This is a genomic window from Myxococcales bacterium (assembly GCA_022563535.1).
Lineage (GTDB): Bacteria > Myxococcota_A > UBA9160 > UBA9160 > UBA4427 > DUBZ01.
In genome coordinates this window covers 21,113-39,270 of the sequence record JADFNE010000040.1, presented here as the reverse complement: position 1 = coordinate 39,270, position 18,158 = coordinate 21,113, and the positions used below count along the sequence as shown (strand labels likewise).

Here is an 18,158-nt window from a genome sequence, read left to right as displayed (position 1 = left end):
ATCTCAAGCCGATGGTGCCGGCGACACGAGGGACTGTGGTGCCTGGCCATGGCATGGGTTTTACGCAGTGTTTCCCGTCGGAGTCCTGTTCGCCGTCGCCGTCGCTTGGTTTACCGTACCCGCGCTCGCGGAACTCGGCCCCTCTCCGTGCCTGCAGGCCCTGGCGGCGGACTACACCCATATGCGGGTTTTCGGAGAACTCGGTTATCTGATTTTCATGGTACTCGGGTCGTTCTTCATCGGTTTGGGGGATACGCGAACACCGCTGTACGTCACCATCTTCGCCATCGTTGTAAACGCAATTCTCGACTACGCGCTCATTTTCGGAAAATTTGGTTTTCCGGCGCTGGGCGTCGCCGGTGCAGGACTCGCGACCGCGATTGCTATGTGGACTAGCCCCATCGTGCTAATTGTGCTCTTTCAGCGCCGCTCGGTCGCCGAGCGCTGCCACACCCGCCCGATCGCGCCAAACATGAAACAGATTCGGCGTTTCCTGAAAACCAGCGCGCCGATCGGTGGCCATTGGAGCCTCAGCATGTTCTCGTTCGCTGTGTTCACAACCTTGGTGGCGCGCATGGGCGACAACACCATGGCGGCCAGCCAAGCCTTCGTGATGCTGCAGTCCATGGCATTCATGCAGGCGGAAGGAATTGCGACTGCATCCGCGACACTGGTGGGACGCTTTATCGGATCCGGCGATCGCAATTTCACTGTGCGCAGTCATCTGTCCTCGGTGAAACTGGGAGTCGTCCTGGCGGCACTCGTCGCAGCCGTTTTCATCGCGATCCCCGTTCCACTGTTGAGAATTTTCACCGACGACCTCGAAGTCGTGGCGCTGGGTCGTCCTCTGCTACTGCTCGGTGCTTGCTTCGCGTTTCCCCACGCCGTCGCGATCATTACAGCGGGCTCGCTGCGCGGTGCCGGCGACACGCGCTGGGTCCTCGTGCTGGAAACGGCCCTTAGCTGGGGGCTGTTCCTGCCGGCAGCCTATATTCTGGGCATCGTTCTCGAAGGGGGTCTGATCGGCGCGTGGTCCGGCATGTTGCTTCACATCACCGTCCTGGCCGCAGTACTCAGTTGGCGCTTCCGTTCCGACGCCTGGCAGCAGATTCAAATCTGAGGTTCTGCCCAGCTGCGTTCAGAAGCATGCTGGACTTCATCCCCGACATTCATGTGGAATTCCCAGCCTGTAATATCTATTCTCGAAGCGCTGCTGCTAGAGGAGGGTACGCCGATGGTGTTCCGCCCTGTCTCCCTGATCGTAGTCGGGTTCCTACTGGTTCTCGGGTCTGCTTGCGCAACGGACTATCTGTTTCTCGCCTCGAAGAGTGTCGAAGAGAAGCAGTACCAGAACGCCGTAGAGTTCCTGAAGGAAGGCGCAAGCAAAGGCGACGAGCGTTGCGATTACTATCTCGCAGTCCTGATGCTTTCCGGAAAGCTCGACGGCGAGCGCGATCCGAGAGCTGCAAGCGAATTGTTACACCGTGCGGCGACTGCAGGACATTCCGACGCACAGCTCAACCTTGGCCAACTCTATGAGGTCGGGGATGGAGTTGACCGAGATCTCGCGAAAGCCGTTGAGTGGTATATCAAGGCTGCGGAAGCGGGGTTGCCCGCGGGTCAAGCGCAACTGGGTGTTCTGTACGAAGCGGGTAGAGGCGTCGAACAGGACACGGCCTCGGCAATAAAGTTGTATCGAAAAGCCGCCAAGCGGGGTGACCCGATGGGGCAGGCCGCACTTGGAGCAGCATACTATCACGGGGTCGGAGTGCCCAAGAGCATTGTAGATGGATACAAGTGGACGAAGCTGGCTTCCAGGCAGGGAAACCCGATGGCTCGGTCCAATCTGCCAGTGATCGTATCGGAGATGACACCGACGGAGTTGAAGGCTGCCCGGTTCAAGGTCTCCAAGTTTACCGTCGACACAAAAACGCGTAAGCGCGATCGGACCGATCCCCAGTTCCGCGAATTAGCGAACCTGGCGAGACGGAGTTCATTCTCTGGCAGGTCCCTCGGACGAACCCCGGGGCGCTAGCCCGCATGATTCATGCTGCGGGCTAGTCCGTTTCCGAGTAGTCGATCGAAACGACTTCCAGTTCCAGATCGCCCGTCGGTCGCTTCCAGCGGACGCGGTCTCCCGGCTGCCCGCCGCGGAGCGCTCGGGCCAACGGAGATACCCAGCTGACCTTTCCCTGCTCGGTGTCCGCTTCGTCTTCGCCCACGATGGCGAAGACCCTCTCTTGACCCTCCGGGTCGCGCACCCGAACCCTGGCACCGAAGCTGACCTCATCCGCCGGCTGCTCGGCCAAATCGACGGGGATCGCACTGCTGACACGCGCTTTGGCATAACGCAGATTGCGATCGATTCGGCGCAAGCTCTCCGCAGCGACGAGGGCGCCACCATTTTGCAAGGCGGCTTCGCGTTGGGCGATCAGCCCGTCGAGTTCGCGCTTTAACTCCGCAAGCCCCCGCGCCGTGACATAATTGGGGTGTGGGCTCAGCGGTCGCTCGGGCAACTCGTCGCCCGCCTGGCTCTGGTCGTCCTCTTTGACGAAGGCTCGACTCATTCGTGACTCCCGTTGATCGGGGCTTGGAACTGAAGGGGAGAGAGAATACAAGTCCTGCAAGTGCAATCGGGACAACAGCCGGTGGAGATAGTATCGGAGACAATAGGGGACGCTGGCAAGGATTCTTCAGCGGGTTGCAAGCTTCCAGAGCCCGCGGCTTCGCGGTTCAACTTCAAAGCGAAGCGCCTCGGCGAAGAGTGCGCCATCCGGAAGCGAGTGCCAGGAGTCCTTGTCCTTGCCTCGCACGCCCAGCCAGAGGGACCACTCGCCCGGGGGTACCTGGCGCGGCACGAGTATGCTCATGCGTTCCCGAATGACATCGCCGGCCGTGTACTGACTGAGGTCGACTCCCTGTCCCAAGGCGTGCTCCTGCAGCAGCAAGGCTGCATTGCCGCCAGGGGCGGGGACCACGTCACCGTTTTCGTCGGCCAACATACAGACGACCCGCAGGTCGGGCTCCTGACGCAGCAGCTTGTCCAGCATGCCGCCACGCAGCCGAAACAATCCCATCTTCTCCCAATCGAGATCCGGCACTTGCGGCATCAACCGCAACGGCCGACTTCCCCCTGCAAGACGAGCAGCCTCGAGTGTGACCACCATGTCGCGAGTCCAATCGGGTGGCAGCCCAATGTGGCGCACCCGTTCCAACTCCTCGCCGTAGTCGTTGCGAATGCGCAGATACATGTCCACAACGGTCACGTCCGGTCGCAGGCCTTCGATCAGCGAGGCATAGACCGGTGCGTAGCCCTCGGGTCCCTCGGTGAGGAGGATCCCTTGCCGCGGCATCACGGAGAGGACGGCCACGGCGTGGTCGTGGTGTCGGTAATCTTCGTGTCTGTCCTGATCGGCGAAGTGTGTTGCAAGCGAGATCAGCGGCAACATACACAAGACGGCCTGCAACACGGTTCGCATCTCTGGACGTACCGCCTGGACCCAGTTGCTGAGCTGTGCGGCACCGCACGCGGCCCAGATCACGAAAAGAACATTGGCACCCAGGAAGAAGGGCTCGACATCGACCACGCCATAGGAGACCGCAAAGGCAAGACTCGTCAGGTAGGCGAGCCCGAGCACCATGGACTTTCGGGGGGAGCGCCGAGCCACCGCGGCGCCGAGGAGCGCCAACCCGACTGCCGCCACACCAAAGTTATCGAGTAGATCCAGCACGTAGTTCTTCAAGACCACGAGTTGGTCCGGCGCTTCGAGGTTGCTGTACAGGAGCAACGGGCCGAGAAAGCAGCCAGCCAGCCGCAAGAGCGTGCCGCGTTGCAACCATTGGGGCCAGCGACTCAGTACCGCCAGCCCAATGGCCGGTGCCAGTAGAATTGTCATCACGTGATGGGTCAGGCCGAGCCCAAAGCCGGCCGCCAATCCATAGAGCCAGCGCGGATCGCTCGATTCCTCCCAGCCACTCCACAGCCACATCAAACCGGCCAGCACCAGCACGTGAAGCGAGTAGACCTCGGTCACTGTGCACTGGGACCAAAAGGTCGGCGAAAAGGCCAACAGCCCCGCCGCCATGAAGGCCGCGCTGCTGTTGCCCGAAAGGCGGCGCGCTGCGGCGGCCAGCAACGCTACGGCGCCAGCACCGAAGAGTGCACTCAGCAGGTTCATGCGCCAGGCGGGATCACCCACGGCGAATACCTGGGTCCAAGCATGTCCGAGCAAAATGAACAGCGGGTAGCCGGTCGGGTGGGGGATGCCCAGGGTCAGCGCAGCGGCACTCAGCTCCGGGCTGTCGAGGTCGACCACGGTGGGGGCCAGGGTCGCGACATAAGTTGCAAGCCCCAGCGCTCCGACTACAACGGGTAACAAGTAGGAAGCCCAGGTTTCCGCGCTGGTTCTCGAATTTACACCCATGGCATGATTGTTTCGGCAGTCTTCGTTGGCAGCTGTACCTCTGCACGTTTCGCTGACGCAAGACACTGCCAAAATCAACGAAGCGGAGCCAGGCAAGGCCACCTGCGGTTTGCTCTACCGGTTCTGGTCGTTCCCCAGCGTGCCCGCGGGTCGACTGACGACGGGTAGCCTCCATAGGTCGCGTTCCCGGGCTTCGACGCGGACGGATGCAGCGGCGATCAGTTCCAGACCATTTTCAAATCGCTGGAGTTTGCCGTCGCGTTCGACGCCCAACCAGATTACCCAGTCGCCGGCGGGAAGCGCGTAGGGGATGGCGAGCAGGATGCGCTCGCGGATCGTGGTCCCCGGCGCATAGTCGTCGAGTGGGACGCCCTGTCCCAGGAGATGGCGATTGTGCACGAGTGGACGACCCTGGGTGTCGAGTGGAGAGCCTCCGCGGCGATCCCCCAGCACGATATAGATGGATGGCTCCACGGCAGCGCTCCCCGAGTTCCCAATACAGCTGCAGCTCGAGAACGTCACCTTGTAGGATCGTGGGGACTGCGACCGACAAGCCGCGAAACGTCGGCCCCTTGTCGATCTCGAGGTTCGCTGCAAAGGTCGGGATGGCGGTGCTGCAAAGGTCGGGGGTGCGTCTGGCCAATTGATCGATCACGCCGAGTGTTACACGGGTGAAGCCGATCGACTTCCAATCGTAATCCTTGCGACCCGGGAGCAGGAAGATCTCTCGTTCGGGGTCAACGTCGCGCAGCTGCACGGCGACGGATCTCCGAAAGACTTCCTCGATGGAGATGTGTGCTGTGCGCAGCCGATCCAATTCGGGTTCGTATTGGCCGTATTGGTTGAGGGCATAGTCGATTACCTCGACGTCCGGTCGCACGTCTTCGACGAGTGAGGCATAGAGGACCGCGTCATCCTCCATGAAGCCGAGGGCCATGAGCAAGATGGCGTCCTCGGAAGCGGCCCCGAAGGCTGCCATCGTCTCGTCGTGGACAGCGTAGAAGTCGCTCTGGTCGAGAGCATCGAAGTTGTGGAGCAGCAATCCGGGCGCCAATGCGGCGACAACGCCGAACGCGGTACCTGATAGCTGCGAGTAGCGAGCACTGAGCCTGCTTCCTCCCGCGACGCCCTCTGCGATCCAGATCGAGAAGATGAAGATCGAGGGGATGTAGAAGATCGCGCGATCCACCACCCAGTACGACATCCCGAAGATCACCGCTGGTACGTACGCGAGCGCGATGGCGGCGAGTCGACGCCGCCGTCCGAGCTGAAAGCCGATCTCCGCCAGCGCGACGACCAGAAAGACTGAGTAGATCCCGTACATGCCGCGTAGCCAGCGCGCGAGCGTGTTGAGGAGGGTCTGTTCGGCGGTCCCCGGCAGGTGGACCAATGCGTGAAAGCGCGAGCCTGTGACATGCCCCCAGAATGAACTCCAGTCGGGGGTCACCCCGTAGGCGAGGACGGGATCGCCGGCGGCCACGATGGGGAGGTAGAGATAGAGGGTAAGGGGCAGGAGGCCCAGCAATATGAGCTGGGCGACCGATGCGGCCCCCCACCACTCGCGGGCGCGAGTGAGCAAGACAAACCACCAGGAAGGGTACGAGCAGGATCGTCATGCCGTGGTGGGTCGCTGCAAATCCAATGCTGAGCGCCAGGCCATTCAGCCAGCGGCGTTCTCGTGTTTCCTCCCACTGCCCCCACATCCACATCACGACCGCGAGCAGGAAGACGTGAAGAGAATAGACTTCGGTCAGGGTGCACTGTGCCCAGAAGAGGGGCGTGAACGCAAACGAGATGGCCCCCGCCCAGGCCCCCAACGCGCTCTGTGTGAAGCGCAGCAGGAACGATGCGAAGACAGCCATTCCGGCCGCACCCGTGAGCGCGGAGAAGAGGTTCATGCGCCAGGCCACGTCCCCGACCGGCAGCAGATTGAGCCATAGATGACCGAGGAGGGTATAGAGCGGGTAGCCGGTGGGGTGCGCGATGCCCAGGCGATGGGCGGCGACGGCGAGCTCGGGGCTATCGCCGAGCGCGACAGTCGGGGAGAGCGTGAGCAGATAGACGCACAGGCTGGTCGCAAAGACAGCGCCGCAGAGGAGTACTTCGCGCAGCGGGTCAGAGGATTGCGCGTCGACAATTGGCCGCTGCGAATCGCTGCTTTTCGCGCTTTCGGTCGACACTTCCCCCCTCCCCAACCGAGTCAATTCGGAATCGATCGATGCGGACTTTAGTCAGGGGGGCAGTGGCTTGCTATGCGTCCAGGGCGCCGCGAATCGCACGTGCGAGATCGGCGGCGCGAAAGGGCTTGTGGAGAAGTTTGATATCGGGTTCCAGCTGGGCATCTACCAGGACTGATTCGGGCGCATACCCGGACATGAGCAGGACGCGGATGCCCGGCCTCTTGCGGCGAAGTTCGGCCGCCACCTCGGCGCCGGAGTAGTCGCCTGGAAGGATTACGTCCGACAGGAGCAAGTCGATGGACTCGATCTCGCTTGCGAGCGCGAGCGCCTCGGTGCCATCGGAAGCGGCCGCCACCACGTCATATCCGAGTTCTTTCGCGAGTTTGACGACGAGCTTGCGAACGGCCGCTTCGTCTTCGACGACGAATATCGTTTCGCCGCGACCCTCTGGTATGTCCGCGTCGTTCTTGGTCTGCGGAGCTTGCGGCTGCTGCTCCGCACTGGGCAGATAGATGCAGATCTCAGTGCCGCGGCCGACTTCGCTCTCGATCGTGAGGTGGCCTCCCGATTGCTTGGCAAAACCGTAGACCATGCTGAGGCCGAGGCCCGTACCCGCCCCGATGTCCTTTGTCGTGAAGAAGGGTTCGAACACGCGTGAGAGAACGTCGGAGTCAATGCCGCTCCCGGTGTCGGTTACCGAGATTTTGACATAGGACCCGGGCTTCGATTCGGGATGCTCGGCGGCGTGAGTCTCGTCGAGCACGATATTGGAGGCGCGGATTGCGAGTTCACCGCCAGCGGGCATCGCGTCACGCGAATTGATGGCGAGATTCAGGATCGCATTTTCGAACTGCGAACGATCTGCGATGCAATTTCGGAGGTCTTTGCTGGTCTCGATTTTTATCTGGATGCGCTCGTCCAGCGTTCTTTCGAGCAACGCTCTCATCTCGTTGAGTAGCTGGCTCGTCGAGATAGACTCGGCATTGAGGGCCTGCTTGCGTGACAAACTGAGGAGTTGTTTCGTCAGTGAAGCGGCGCGAAGCGCCGCAGCGGACGCGTCGTGCAGGCACTCCTGCAGCGCCGGCTGGGTTTTCGGAAATTGTTCGGCAATTTCGAGGTTGGTGATTATCACCGCCAGCAGGTTGTTGAAATCATGTGCCACGCCGCCTGTGAGCTGCCCCACGGCTTCCATCTTCTGGGAGTGGCGCAACTCGTCCTCAATCCGTGAACGGTTCTGCATCTCGTCCCAGAGTCCCTGGTTCGCCACCTGGAGTTGGAATTTGCTGGCGATGGCCTCGCTCCGCAGCTGCGTTTCCGCCTTGTGACCCCACCAGTTTCTGAGCGCGAGCGAGATCACGAAAAGCGTAATCGGAACGAGTGCGTAGGCCACGACGTCGGTAGTCAAAACTTCGCGGTAGGTGAAAGCCGTAGCGACGACGATGGTCACTGCCAGGGGGGCGACCAGTGTCTCCCATTGTGCCGATGGATCTGTGAAGGCGGGATCGTGGCTCAATTCCTCTCCGACATCGGGCAGCTGGTCTTGCTCGTAGGCTGCCATGAATAAAGTGACGAACACGAGAGGATAGAGCACGCCAATCCATCCGGTGCTGACATAATTCTGGTGCAAGAGAGCGAAGGCGTAGAAGAAGTCCGTCGTCGCCAGCATCGCGAGAGCGCACACGATCAGCACCAACGAGTTTCTCTTTTTTCCCCAGACATGAAGCGAGAGTACGACGAGCGCAAACAGGAACGATGAAATGTCGAAGATCCCGTAGGCGATGGCCGTCAGCACCTCGGGGAGGTCCGGCGCCACTTTGACGAGTTCGTAGTACTGAAAAAGATACGCGAGCATCAGGGCGGAAACGATGATGCCGAGATTTCCGATCTGGGAGAGAGGGACCCCGACCGGCTGTGCGCGAATGTTGTAGTGCCAGATCCCCAATACGAAGAGAATTGGAAAGCTGTAGTAGCCGATGTCGCCGAGGGATGGACTGGGCGTTGGGTCGTTGTATACGACCTCATAGAACATCCAGTGCGCCTCGGCACAGGTGAAGAACAAGCACGCCAGGCTAAAGCAGAACCAGGCTCTTTTCGCGTCGCCCGAGCAGCGTCTCGCTGTTAGAAACATCTTGATCGATGCCGCGAAGGGTACGCAGATGAACGGAATGGAAGAGAACCATCTCGACCCCTCGGAGTTGTTGGCGAGCCATATGAGGTAGAACGACGCAAGCAGCGTGGCCAACAGCACAAGCAGAATCGGCGCACGTCGCCGGAGCGCCTGCCGAATGGTGTCGGGCGTCGCCGGAGCCGCCTGCATGGAGAGGTCAGCCAATGCGTACCGCCGCGAGCGCTTTCTCGAAATCGGATTTGTCGGCCGGCTTGTCGAGAACATACGCCCCAGAATCGCGGATGTAGGCTTCAGTCGTCGAATCGATGATTCCGCCCGTGAGAAACACGAATTGGTCCGCCATATCGGGATAGAGTCCGCAAATCGCTTTGTGCAGGTCGATGCCGTTCATGGGTTGCATGGTCACGTCGCAGAAGATCATGTCGAAGTGTTCACCACTCTCGAGATGGGCCAGCGCGCTCGTACCGTCTTCGGCGGTGACCACGGTCTGGTCTAGAAACACGTTGAGGTAGCGTGCATAGGATTTTAGAACGAGAGGTTCGTCGTCGACCAGAAGAATGCGCATGTTGGACCCTTGGCGATTTTACTCCACGTATCGGTGTGTAGAAATAGACGGAGGAGCAAATTGTGGACTGAGAACGCGCCCTGTGTACCCGGTATCTGAAAGCAACACGATGCGGTGAACACAGAATTCTGTTCGCGCAGACAAAAATCCGCTGACATGGGAAGGCAGCTCGTACTTGCGGGGAACTGTGGGGGAATGCGGAGAACGTAGCCGCGCGGTCTTGGCGATCAGCACCAGAATTTTGTTTTTTGTAGCGGTTCGGACATACGGCTAGCGTTCTCTGATGCGGCAGGTGCAGCGCCGCCTCCCGGAAAGAAAATCCCGATCAGTCGAATCATCGCCAAAGGACTCGGAATCGCTGCGAGATCAAGCCGTCGTACTCTTCCGCTGGAAGACAAGCGTGTCATCACTGGACGCTTTGGCGCTGTAGCGATAGCCGCCGCTCGTAAAGCCCTGCAGATCATCGACCTTGGTGATGCGCTCTTCACAGATGAAGCGCGCCATCATGCCGCGTGCTCGCTTGGCAAAGAAGGACAGGACCTTCGCCTTGCCATCTTTGACTTCTTTGAACGCGCAGGTGACGAGACGTGCGTCGAGTCGATCCCGCTGTACGGATGCGAAATATTCGTTGCTCGCAAGATTGACCACGACGGGGTCGCGCATGGGCTTGATCGCCTCGTTGAGGGCATCGGTGATCCGATCTCCCCAGAACTCGTAGAGGCCGGCGCTCCCGTTGATCGGCAAGCGGATGCCCATTTCCAGGCGATAGGGCTGAATCAGATCCAACGGACGCAGCACGCCGTAGAGTCCCGAGAGAATCCGCAGGTGATCCTGAGCGAAGCGCAAACCGCGCGCATCGAGGGTATCTGCGTCGAAGCCCAGATAGGCATCGCCCTTGAAGGCCAGGATGGCCTGTTTTGCGTTCTGAGGGCTGAAGGGAGTCATGAAGTCCTTGAAGCGTTGCACGTTCAAGTCGGCAAGATTCTGGCTGATTCCCATCAGGGCCATCAGGTCTTTGCTCTTGAGCTTGCTGCTGACTTTGACCAGCTGCTTCGCATCCTCCAACAATGCCGGCATGCTGTGGCTGAGTTTGCGAGAGGTCGGCTCTAGATCGAGCCGCTTGGCGGGAGATAGGATTGCGAGCATGGGGGTAAGCTATCAGGCCGCCTGCAGACTGCAATAAAGGAAGAGGCCGATGGAGACATCGTTGTCTCCACCGGCCTCATCTCGTTTTCCGAGACGCATCTGAGATGCGGTCTCGAATACTAGTTCCTGTTGACGCTAGTACGGCTGCACGAAATCGGCACCGTTGGGCGGCGTAATGCCGTCCCACTTCCGATTGGAGTTTGCCGGCGGCGTGACGGAAAGCACATCCGCTCTGTAATGTCCGGATTCACAACTCCTCGAATCGTCCGGTGGGTCGAACGCGTTGCCGATGCAGCAGTTCTGGCCCGTGGCGCCGGAAGCCTTTGCGACCGAGAGGGGGCAGCTCTCGCCGTGGTTGTAACCCGCGTACTTGAACGTAGTGGTGTTGTAGTCGTACCACATTGCTTCGGGGTCCACGCCGTTATCCACGAAGGCCTCCCAATGCACCGCCGCACCGATCACGGGGTCGCCGTTCTCATCTTGGAGGAAGCCTTCTGCGTGAATGTGGTGGTCGGGGCCGGTGGTCAGATACCAATCAATGCAGACGATGGAGATTGTGCCACCCAGGTGGATGTCGGTGCTGGCGTTGTTCTTGGAGAAAGTTCCCGTTGAGATCGACAGCACGTAGTCACCATCCGCTTGGCCCACGGGAACGATCACCGTGAGCGCCGTGGTAGACACTGACGCCACAGCGAGATTGGTCCCGTCACTCAACGTGACCACCGGGGCCGTTCCGTTGAGGAACCCCCCTCCGAGAATTTCGATGCTCGTCGCGCCCGATGGCAGATCAGCGAACTGCAAAGAGCTGATCACTACGGCGGCTCCGCCGCCTCTACCACCCATCGCTGCGGCAGATTGAGTGAGCAGCAGTACGCTGGCCACTAATACCGAAACGAAACAAAACCATTTTCGAGATGTCATTCCTTAATCTCCTGTCGTGATTACATTAAAAAGCTGGCTCATTTTTAACAAACCACCCAATCAGGTCAAGTAATTTCTCTTTCCAGCGGGAAGTACCCACCAGGCGGCTGCGTATGCGACGGCGCCAAGGCCGAACGGGGCGGCGATGCCTGCTTGTAGCGCGACTAGGTAGAACAGCATGAACCCCGCAATCGTGCCCAAAGCGTCGTACAGGTAGGCAGTTGCGACGGCTTCATGCGTCTGCCCGCGCAACCCCAGGGGGAAGAAGATGCCGAGTAGTACAGCGACGGGAACCACCGCGATTGCTGCAAGGAGTGATCGGAACCCGATCGGCAAGAAAGCCAGGTCGAGCGGAAGCCACCAGGTCGTGGCGGTGGAGATCAGCAGCGCCGCCCCTGCGCAAATGCATTGTCGTTGGCGCGACCATGCGAGAAACACCGGAAGTCTCGCCGACCCGAACGCCATTCCGCCCAGCAGGAACAATATGATCGCATATGCGGTGGTGACCGGATCGCCCAAGAAAGATCGGAATGCCGAGACCAGGGCGTACTGCACCAGCATGAACGCGGCACCGATCAAAAAGAAATAAGAGCGAACGGCGCGCTGCCGAGGTTTGCGCAGTCCGAAGCACAGCGCGGCGAGACAGCCTGCGGTCATCCACGCGAGTGGCTGGAGTTCTCCGGGCCGGCCTGCGTAGAGAAACGGGCGCGCATCGGTGATCGACTCGGCGCCGGTTGCCTTCGTCATATAGGGTCCGACCCGAGCGCTCGTCTCGCTCGCGAAGATTTTTTCGAGAACGCGGTCTACCTGCTCAGCGTCTCGCCCGAAAATCAACGCGGGCATGATCGGCCACAGCGTTTCATCTGCCACCACTCGCAGCGTCGCCACCGTGGCACCCTGCTGCTTGATCCCTTCGATCACGCGCGCAAACGCGAGATTCGAGCCCGCATAGGTCACGATGCCCAGTCCACCCGGACGCAGGCGCTGCAACGCCGCTTCAATGCCTTCCCTCGTATAGAGATAGTTTTCGGCACTGACGGCGACCTTGGGATGCGTGGCCGTGAGAAATGAAGCCTCGTAGATGATCACGTCGAATTTTTTATCGGTCGCCTCGAGAAACGAGCGACCGTCCATCGCGTAGATATCAACGCGGTCGTAGATCCGATCGTTGAAAGACGCGAACGGCCCACGCGAAAGCTCGATGACGAGGGGATCCAACTCGACCGCGGTGATCGAACGCGGGTGGCTGTCTTCCAGGTGAAGCAGACCCATTCCGGCCCCGGAGCCAATGACGAGTACATCGCGATTTTCGATCCAGTCGCTGTTGTAGAGCAGCGAGTACCCGGGAAACGCGTTGGGATGGTCGGTGCGCGCCGCCACCCACCACTGCCAGAAACCGTTATAACAACCCAGCAGAATCTCTTCTTCGAAGGTGTACAGGTCCACCTTCTGATGCGGTGACCAACCGCTGAAGACCAATTCGGTGGTTTCGGTGCTGACGGGACCAAAGAAATCGGGGCGCGATTCGCGCTGCGCTTCGAGCCAGCCTTCCAGCGGGAGCGCCGTAACGATGACCGCCACCAAAGCAGCGGTCTTCAGGCGATCCATCAACACCGGCAGTGCGCACAGTGCGGCCAGCACCATCAGCGAATTGATGCCGACCCACTGGGCGTAGTGGTAGGAGAGGATGACCCCCGCCATCGTTCCGACGAGCGAGAGTCCCACGAACGCGCCGATCCGATCGGGAGAGTGTCGCTGGAGATTCGTTACGAGGTGCGCGACCACCATGCCGCACGCCACGAAGGGGGGCGCAACCAGCGCGCCCAGGGTGAGAAGTTGCACGGCATCTACTGCACTCGCCGACAACTGGGACTCGAGCCACCAGAGGCCCGCGACGAGCAGCGCGATCAGGTAGAGCGCCAGCCCACTACCCAACGCGGCCAGGGTTCTCGCTTCACCAAAGCGCCCGATCAGCGGGGACAGCACCGCGCCGATTCCATACGCGGCGATCACGACCGCAATGACCAGGCGGATCGACAAGTCCACCGAAGAAAGCGCGTGGTAGGCCGAAAGTTCGCGAATCAACGCGATCTGCACGACTCCCGCGATGAGACTCGCGCCGAACACCAGTCGCCACGGGCGGGCAGACTGGTCGAGGCCGACCGCGGGCTCCGCTGGCGGGCTGTCGCTGGCTTCCATCAGGCAGCAGGCCGTTCGGGGTTCTCGGGTCGCAGACTTCGATACGCACGGTCGGTCAGGAGTTCAATCGGAGCCCGGTCATCCGTCCAGGGCCGAACACCGGGCGCAACGACAAGATCTCGGACGCGCTCGTAGAGCCGCCAGCCCCGGCGTATCGGCTTGGGAATTTGAGCGAATGTGACGTGCGATGTATTGATCGGAACCGCTGGGCCACCGAGCAGGAGATGGGATGCCAAGCCGTTCGCAGCGGGCCCGCGAAGCCACTGCGCGCCGGGAAAGATCGCCAACCAGGTGGCACTGATTCCCGAGAGTATTCGCGATTGCTCAGCGGGAGCGAATACGTTGAGTACCGCGAGGCCATCCGGCGAAAGATGGGCTCGCACGTTTTCAAAAAACTCGACGGTCGCCATATGTGCGGGAATCGACGGTTGGTGATAGGCGTCGAGGATGATCAAGTCGAATTGTTCGCTGCTTCCCCGCAGCCAGACGCGCCCGTCGGCGACGACTGTCGTGAGCTGGCTGCGATCGAGACCCAGGTAGCGATCCGCCACCTTGATGACCTCCGGATCAAGTTCGATTCCGGTGATCGCGACCTTGCCGAGATTTGGAGCGAGCACGAGCGTGATCAGGTTCGACACCGTGCCCCCAGCCAGGCCGACGATCAATACGTCGGTCTGGCCGTCGGACGGTTGCGGGATCAGCGCCGAGAGCGCCATCCAATCCCAGACATCGTTGGTTACGTAGTTAGGCTCGCGAAGCCACGAGTGAATCGACCAACCCTCGTTGAGTTGAAGCCAGCGAATGCGGTGTGCGCCCCGATCGCTCGACGTAATCCGAATGCGTTGTACCCCAGAGTCACGGTCGTAGAGCACCTGCGTACCCGCGTCTTCAGGATCGCGCACGGCCTCCGGCACGGCGAACATCGCGGCGAACAACAACGTGATCGACAACAGCGCGATCGCGGCCGTCTTCTTTCGTGCGCCAGCACCTCGCGATATGAGGCCCACTACAGCGGGAATCACGGCGGCGGCACCGAGCAGCAAGAATGTGACGCGCACGCCGAGCAGCGGGATCCACCAGAGAGCGGGCAGCAGGATCCCGAGCACGCTTCCGATCGACCCGAGTGCGTAGAGCATGCCCGCATCGCGCCCCGTCGTTGTGCGGTCGCGCAAGGTCAGGCGCAAGACCGCGGGTGGCACTGTCGCGAGCAGGATGCAGGGCAGGGCAAAGAGCAGCAGTGCAACCGAAAGGCGCCCCCAGAATTCGATTCCGGAGAACGCAACACCGGCGAGGGCAACGCGCAACCAATGCGGTACAGCGATTCCCAGCCCGGTACCGAGTATCCCACCCCCGAGCAGCGCCATCAGCGGCAAGGTCGGTCCCGGCCTGCGATCGGCGAGCCAACCGCCGAGCGGATAACCGACCGAGAGTGCTCCGATCACCGAGGCGATGATCGCCGCCCAGACCGTCAGCGAACTTCCGAAATGGGGTGCGAGCAGTCGCCCGAGCGCGATCTCGATCCCTGTGGTTTCGAACCCGGCCGCGAACGTGGCGAGAAACAGAAGCGACCGCATGGTTCGCGGGAGCGGGCTCTCCGCGATCAAACGATTCGATTCTTCCGGCACCTCCCCAACTTCTTGATCCGCATTCGCCATGGGGTGCGACGCTACTACATCTGAATGGCTTTGGTCTCCAGGAACTCACTCAGACCGTGATGGCCACCCCATTCGCGACCGTTTCCGGACTGCTTGTAGCCGCCGAACGGAGCGTCGAAGTTGTAGGCGCCGCCGTTGACGTAGACCTGACCGGCGCGGATCTGGCGAGCGATCTTCAGCCCGCTTTCTTTGTCCTTCGCCCAGACTGCAGAGGACAAACCGAACTCCGTGTCGTTTGCAATTCGGATGGCCTCTGCTTCGTCGCTGTACTTGATCATCGTAAGCACCGGACCAAAAATTTCCTCGCGCGCAATCACCATGTCGTTGGTGACATCGGCGAAGATGGTGGGAAGGACATAGGCGCCGGTTTCGAGACCTTCCGGTCGTTGGGTTCCGCCTGTGACGAGTCGTGCGCCCTCGTCGATGCCCTTCTGGATGTATTCGAGGACCGTCTGGCGCTGGTCTTCGGACGACATCGGACCCATGAAGGACTTCGGATCGGTGGGATCGCCGATGCAGAGTCCCTCGGCGAACTTCTGCGCGATTTCGACTGCTTCGTCGTAGCGCGATTCCGGAACCAGCATGCGGGTCAGTGCCGAGCAGGTCTGGCCCGAGTTGGCCATCACTTCGTCGACGCCGAATTCCACGGCGGTCTTCAGGTCGGCGTCTGCGGTGATGATGAACGGTGATTTCCCGCCCAGCTCCTGGCAGACGCGCTTAATGCTCGGTGCGGCGAGTTCCGCGATGCGGATACCCGCGCCCGTCGAGCCCGTAAACGAAACCATGTCGACTTCCGGGTGCCGGCACATCGCCTCGCCGATTATGCGGCCAGAGCCGTGGACGAGATTGAAGACGCCCGCAGGAAAGCCGACGGCGTGGATGGCTTCCGCCATGATGAATGCGTGACTTGGGGTTTGGCTGGCGGCTTTGACGACCATGGTGCAGCCCGCTGCGAGGGCAGGGGCCACCTTGCCGATCATCTGGTGCATCGGGTAGTTCCAGGGATTGATGAATGCGCAAACACCGACCGGCTCCTGGTAGATCAAGCTGTTGTTGATCTCTTCGACGCGATCGAGCTCTTCGCAGCGATTCGCGAATCCTCTGATGGACTCGATCGGTCCGCTGACCTGGTAGTCGTCTGCCAATTGGATGGGCATGCCGAGCTCGTCCACCATCACCTGCTCGAGCTCTTCCTTGCGTTCATCCAACTTGTCCGCGAGCGCGCGCATCAGTTCGGCGCGTTCCTTGGTCGTGGTCTGTGACCAGGACGGGAAGGCCGCGCGGGCGGCCAGTACGGCGCGATCGACATCGCTCTCGTCGCCGGCGGGAACCCGCGTCGTGACAGCATTCGTCGCCGGATTGATGACTTCGCTCGTCGCCTTGCCGTTGGGGGTCGTCCACTCGCCGTTAATGTAGAGCTTCTCGTAAGTTCTCATGGGGGCCTCATTTGTCGTTGTTGCGGTACGCTCTACGTTTCGGAATAAAACGGAGCGAGGCGGGACTGTAGCAAAGCATACGCCGACTAGTGACAAAGCGAGACTTGGATCACCCATTTGCGCATCCCTACTGCACAGCTGGAACACTGTGGCCGTTGGCCTGTTTTGAGACATTGTGCTTCCCCTGAGGCGCGGTCGCCTCTATTCTAGGCGGTCACCGGAACGCCCGATCGCCTCGAAGAGCTGATCCGCATGCACGACCGCTGGACGGAGCCGCCGGCCCCCGGTCCGCAGCGTTAGTTGGACCCGGGTAGTTCGGTATCCAGCGAGGGTGCGATCTCCTCGAACATGGCCGATGCAATGATCAGATTTGCAGCGTGGGTCACGTGGCATATGTCGAGGTAGTGCTCTTGCCCAGGCTCGCGCTCATCCAAAACATCGGTCAAGTCGAAGGCGTTCATCTCTTCGCTTGAGCGCAGATTTCTGCTCACTTCCCTCAAGAGCGGATACGCTAGCTCGAACGCGCCATCCATGCCCGGTGGAGCGTAGAGGTTCGGGTTCTGACGAATCTTCTTCTCATAGGTCGTGGGTGTCCTGATCGTGTACAGGTTGGGTTGGAGGAAGTGGAAGAAATTGGCTCGGTGCGCATGTGCATATTTCCGGGCACTGATGATGTTTCTCCGGTAGCGGCCCTGCAGTGAGTGAACCAGCACCGCCAACTCCTCGCGATCGCGGAGGTGCGAGGGGACGTCCACGTAATTGATTGGACTGGTCCAGTTTTTGATGAACACCGAGTGCTCCGAAAGTCGAATGAGGAGTCGCTCTACATGGGAGAACTCTTCCATGGCTCTGCGATTTCGCTCGACCATCGTCTCTGCGGGGCGCGCGTAGTAGATCTCCTGGAATACGTCGTTGACGCCGTCATAAAAGACAACGATGTCCCCAGCCAGCAGCTTGATCGTGCGCAGCCGCTCAAGCTCTTGAGAACTCGTGACCGTCGTCATGCCATAATTCTGGACCCGGTAGCGGTCTCCGTAGTGTTCAGTGAAGAGCAACTGCAGCTGGCTGGGCAAGGTGAACGCGTCGGGGACTTCGCCGCTGTAGACCGTTGACCCACCCAGTACGTAGACGGTGTGACGAAAGGTTTCAGGCTGTCCCTCGGTAACCCGGAGACCGCCCGCGATGTTGAACCACTTTCCCTCGTAGTCTCGCGGAATGACGAGCCGCGTGCCCTTGGGGATGTCGAATCCTCCGGGCTGTTTGAACGACTCGACGACGAAGTCTTTGGAGTAGTAGGGAGCGTCTCGGTATGGAGGCGGCTGTTGCTGGCGAAACTCGAACATATCCAGGTTGGGAGTTTGTCGGTAGAACCGGTCGTGCGTCCTGGCGCCCAACTCGACCGCCAGGAGGGTGAGACATGCGCTCACGAATGAGACGACGATCTTCGCGATCAGGATCCGGATACTTCTAGGCATGGTGTCGTCAGGTCTCGTGGGGTCAGTGT

15 protein-coding genes are annotated in these 18,158 nt (G+C 60.6%); 3 read left to right on the top strand and 12 right to left on the bottom strand.

All coding sequences use genetic code 11. From position 1 onward, the window contains the following. Positions 1-1,120 (top strand): MATE family efflux transporter (locus tag IH881_13165; GenBank protein ID MCH7868637.1); only part of this gene is annotated, 1,120 nt, incomplete at its 5' end. Between the two features lie 114 nt (positions 1,121-1,234). Further along, complete coding sequence (locus tag IH881_13160; GenBank protein ID MCH7868636.1) at positions 1,235-2,035, top strand: sel1 repeat family protein; 801 nt, start codon at positions 1,235-1,237, stop codon at positions 2,033-2,035. 22 nt (positions 2,036-2,057) lie between these two features. Here IH881_13160 and IH881_13155 read toward each other — a convergent pair whose 3' ends face one another. The 3 genes from IH881_13155 to IH881_13145 all read right to left on the bottom strand — a co-directional run bounded on the left by IH881_13155 (position 2,058) and on the right by IH881_13145 (position 4,898). Further along, positions 2,058-2,567, bottom strand: a complete 510-nt coding sequence (locus IH881_13155; GenBank protein MCH7868635.1) for a GreA/GreB family elongation factor — start codon at positions 2,565-2,567, stop codon at positions 2,058-2,060. A 126-nt stretch (positions 2,568-2,693) separates the two neighbouring features. Beyond that, entirely contained in the window at positions 2,694-4,424 is a 1,731-nt protein-coding gene (locus tag IH881_13150; protein ID MCH7868634.1) for a DUF2723 domain-containing protein, read from the bottom strand. A 114-nt stretch (positions 4,425-4,538) separates the two neighbouring features. Further along, positions 4,539-4,898, bottom strand: a complete 360-nt coding sequence (locus IH881_13145; protein ID MCH7868633.1) for a hypothetical protein — start codon at positions 4,896-4,898, stop codon at positions 4,539-4,541. Positions 4,899-5,067: 169 nt separating this feature from the next. On the opposite strand from IH881_13145, the gene IH881_13140 reads away from it, so the two are divergent. Beyond that, entirely contained in the window at positions 5,068-5,319 is a 252-nt protein-coding gene (locus IH881_13140) for a hypothetical protein (GenBank protein MCH7868632.1), read from the top strand. Between the two features lie 16 nt (positions 5,320-5,335). Here the strand turns inward: IH881_13140 and IH881_13135 are convergent, their stop codons facing one another. The 9 genes from IH881_13135 to IH881_13095 form a co-directional block, all read right to left on the bottom strand. Further along, a complete protein-coding gene (locus tag IH881_13135; protein MCH7868631.1) occupies positions 5,336-6,604 on the bottom strand; it encodes a DUF2723 domain-containing protein in 1,269 nt (422 codons plus the stop codon). A 70-nt stretch (positions 6,605-6,674) separates the two neighbouring features. After that, the gene (locus IH881_13130; protein MCH7868630.1) at positions 6,675-8,936 is read right to left on the bottom strand and encodes a response regulator; all 2,262 of its coding nucleotides are present in this window, start codon (positions 8,934-8,936) and stop codon (positions 6,675-6,677) included. After that, positions 8,929-9,297, bottom strand: a complete 369-nt coding sequence (locus IH881_13125) for a response regulator transcription factor (protein MCH7868629.1) — start codon at positions 9,295-9,297, stop codon at positions 8,929-8,931. The genes IH881_13130 and IH881_13125 overlap by 8 nt, the downstream gene beginning before the upstream one ends. Before the next feature lie 366 nt (positions 9,298-9,663). Beyond that, entirely contained in the window at positions 9,664-10,443 is a 780-nt protein-coding gene (gene yaaA, locus IH881_13120) for a peroxide stress protein YaaA (protein MCH7868628.1), read from the bottom strand. 135 nt (positions 10,444-10,578) lie between these two features. Then, positions 10,579-11,256: a hypothetical protein gene (locus tag IH881_13115; protein MCH7868627.1), complete on the bottom strand. Its 678-nt coding sequence runs from the start codon at positions 11,254-11,256 to the stop codon at positions 10,579-10,581. A gap of 168 nt (positions 11,257-11,424) precedes the next feature. Then, a complete protein-coding gene (locus tag IH881_13110) occupies positions 11,425-13,563 on the bottom strand; it encodes a hypothetical protein (GenBank protein MCH7868626.1) in 2,139 nt (712 codons plus the stop codon). Then, positions 13,563-15,218: a fused MFS/spermidine synthase gene (locus IH881_13105; GenBank protein ID MCH7868625.1), complete on the bottom strand. Its 1,656-nt coding sequence runs from the start codon at positions 15,216-15,218 to the stop codon at positions 13,563-13,565. Before IH881_13105 ends, IH881_13110 begins: the two co-directional genes overlap by 1 nt. 14 nt (positions 15,219-15,232) lie before the next feature. After that, on the bottom strand, positions 15,233-16,654 hold the full coding sequence (locus IH881_13100) for an aldehyde dehydrogenase family protein (protein MCH7868624.1): 1,422 nt from the start codon (positions 16,652-16,654) through the stop codon (positions 15,233-15,235). 296 nt (positions 16,655-16,950) lie between these two features. Continuing rightward, a complete protein-coding gene (locus tag IH881_13095; protein ID MCH7868623.1) occupies positions 16,951-18,129 on the bottom strand; it encodes an SGNH/GDSL hydrolase family protein in 1,179 nt (392 codons plus the stop codon). Positions 18,130-18,158 lie beyond the last annotated feature (29 nt).

Coding starts and splice junctions, on each gene's coding strand:
- IH881_13160 (MCH7868636.1), top strand. CDS start 1,235: ATGGTGTTCCGCCCTGTCTCCCTGATCGTAGTCGGGTTCCTACTGGTT.
- IH881_13155 (MCH7868635.1), bottom strand. CDS start 2,567: ATGAGTCGAGCCTTCGTCAAAGAGGACGACCAGAGCCAGGCGGGCGAC.
- IH881_13150 (MCH7868634.1), bottom strand. CDS start 4,424: ATGGGTGTAAATTCGAGAACCAGCGCGGAAACCTGGGCTTCCTACTTG.
- IH881_13125 (MCH7868629.1), bottom strand. CDS start 9,297: ATGCGCATTCTTCTGGTCGACGACGAACCTCTCGTTCTAAAATCCTAT.
- yaaA (MCH7868628.1), bottom strand. CDS start 10,443: ATGCTCGCAATCCTATCTCCCGCCAAGCGGCTCGATCTAGAGCCGACC.
- IH881_13110 (MCH7868626.1), bottom strand. CDS start 13,563: ATGGAAGCCAGCGACAGCCCGCCAGCGGAGCCCGCGGTCGGCCTCGAC.
- IH881_13105 (MCH7868625.1), bottom strand. CDS start 15,218: ATGGCGAATGCGGATCAAGAAGTTGGGGAGGTGCCGGAAGAATCGAAT.
- IH881_13100 (MCH7868624.1), bottom strand. CDS start 16,654: ATGAGAACTTACGAGAAGCTCTACATTAACGGCGAGTGGACGACCCCC.
- IH881_13095 (MCH7868623.1), bottom strand. CDS start 18,129: ATGCCTAGAAGTATCCGGATCCTGATCGCGAAGATCGTCGTCTCATTC.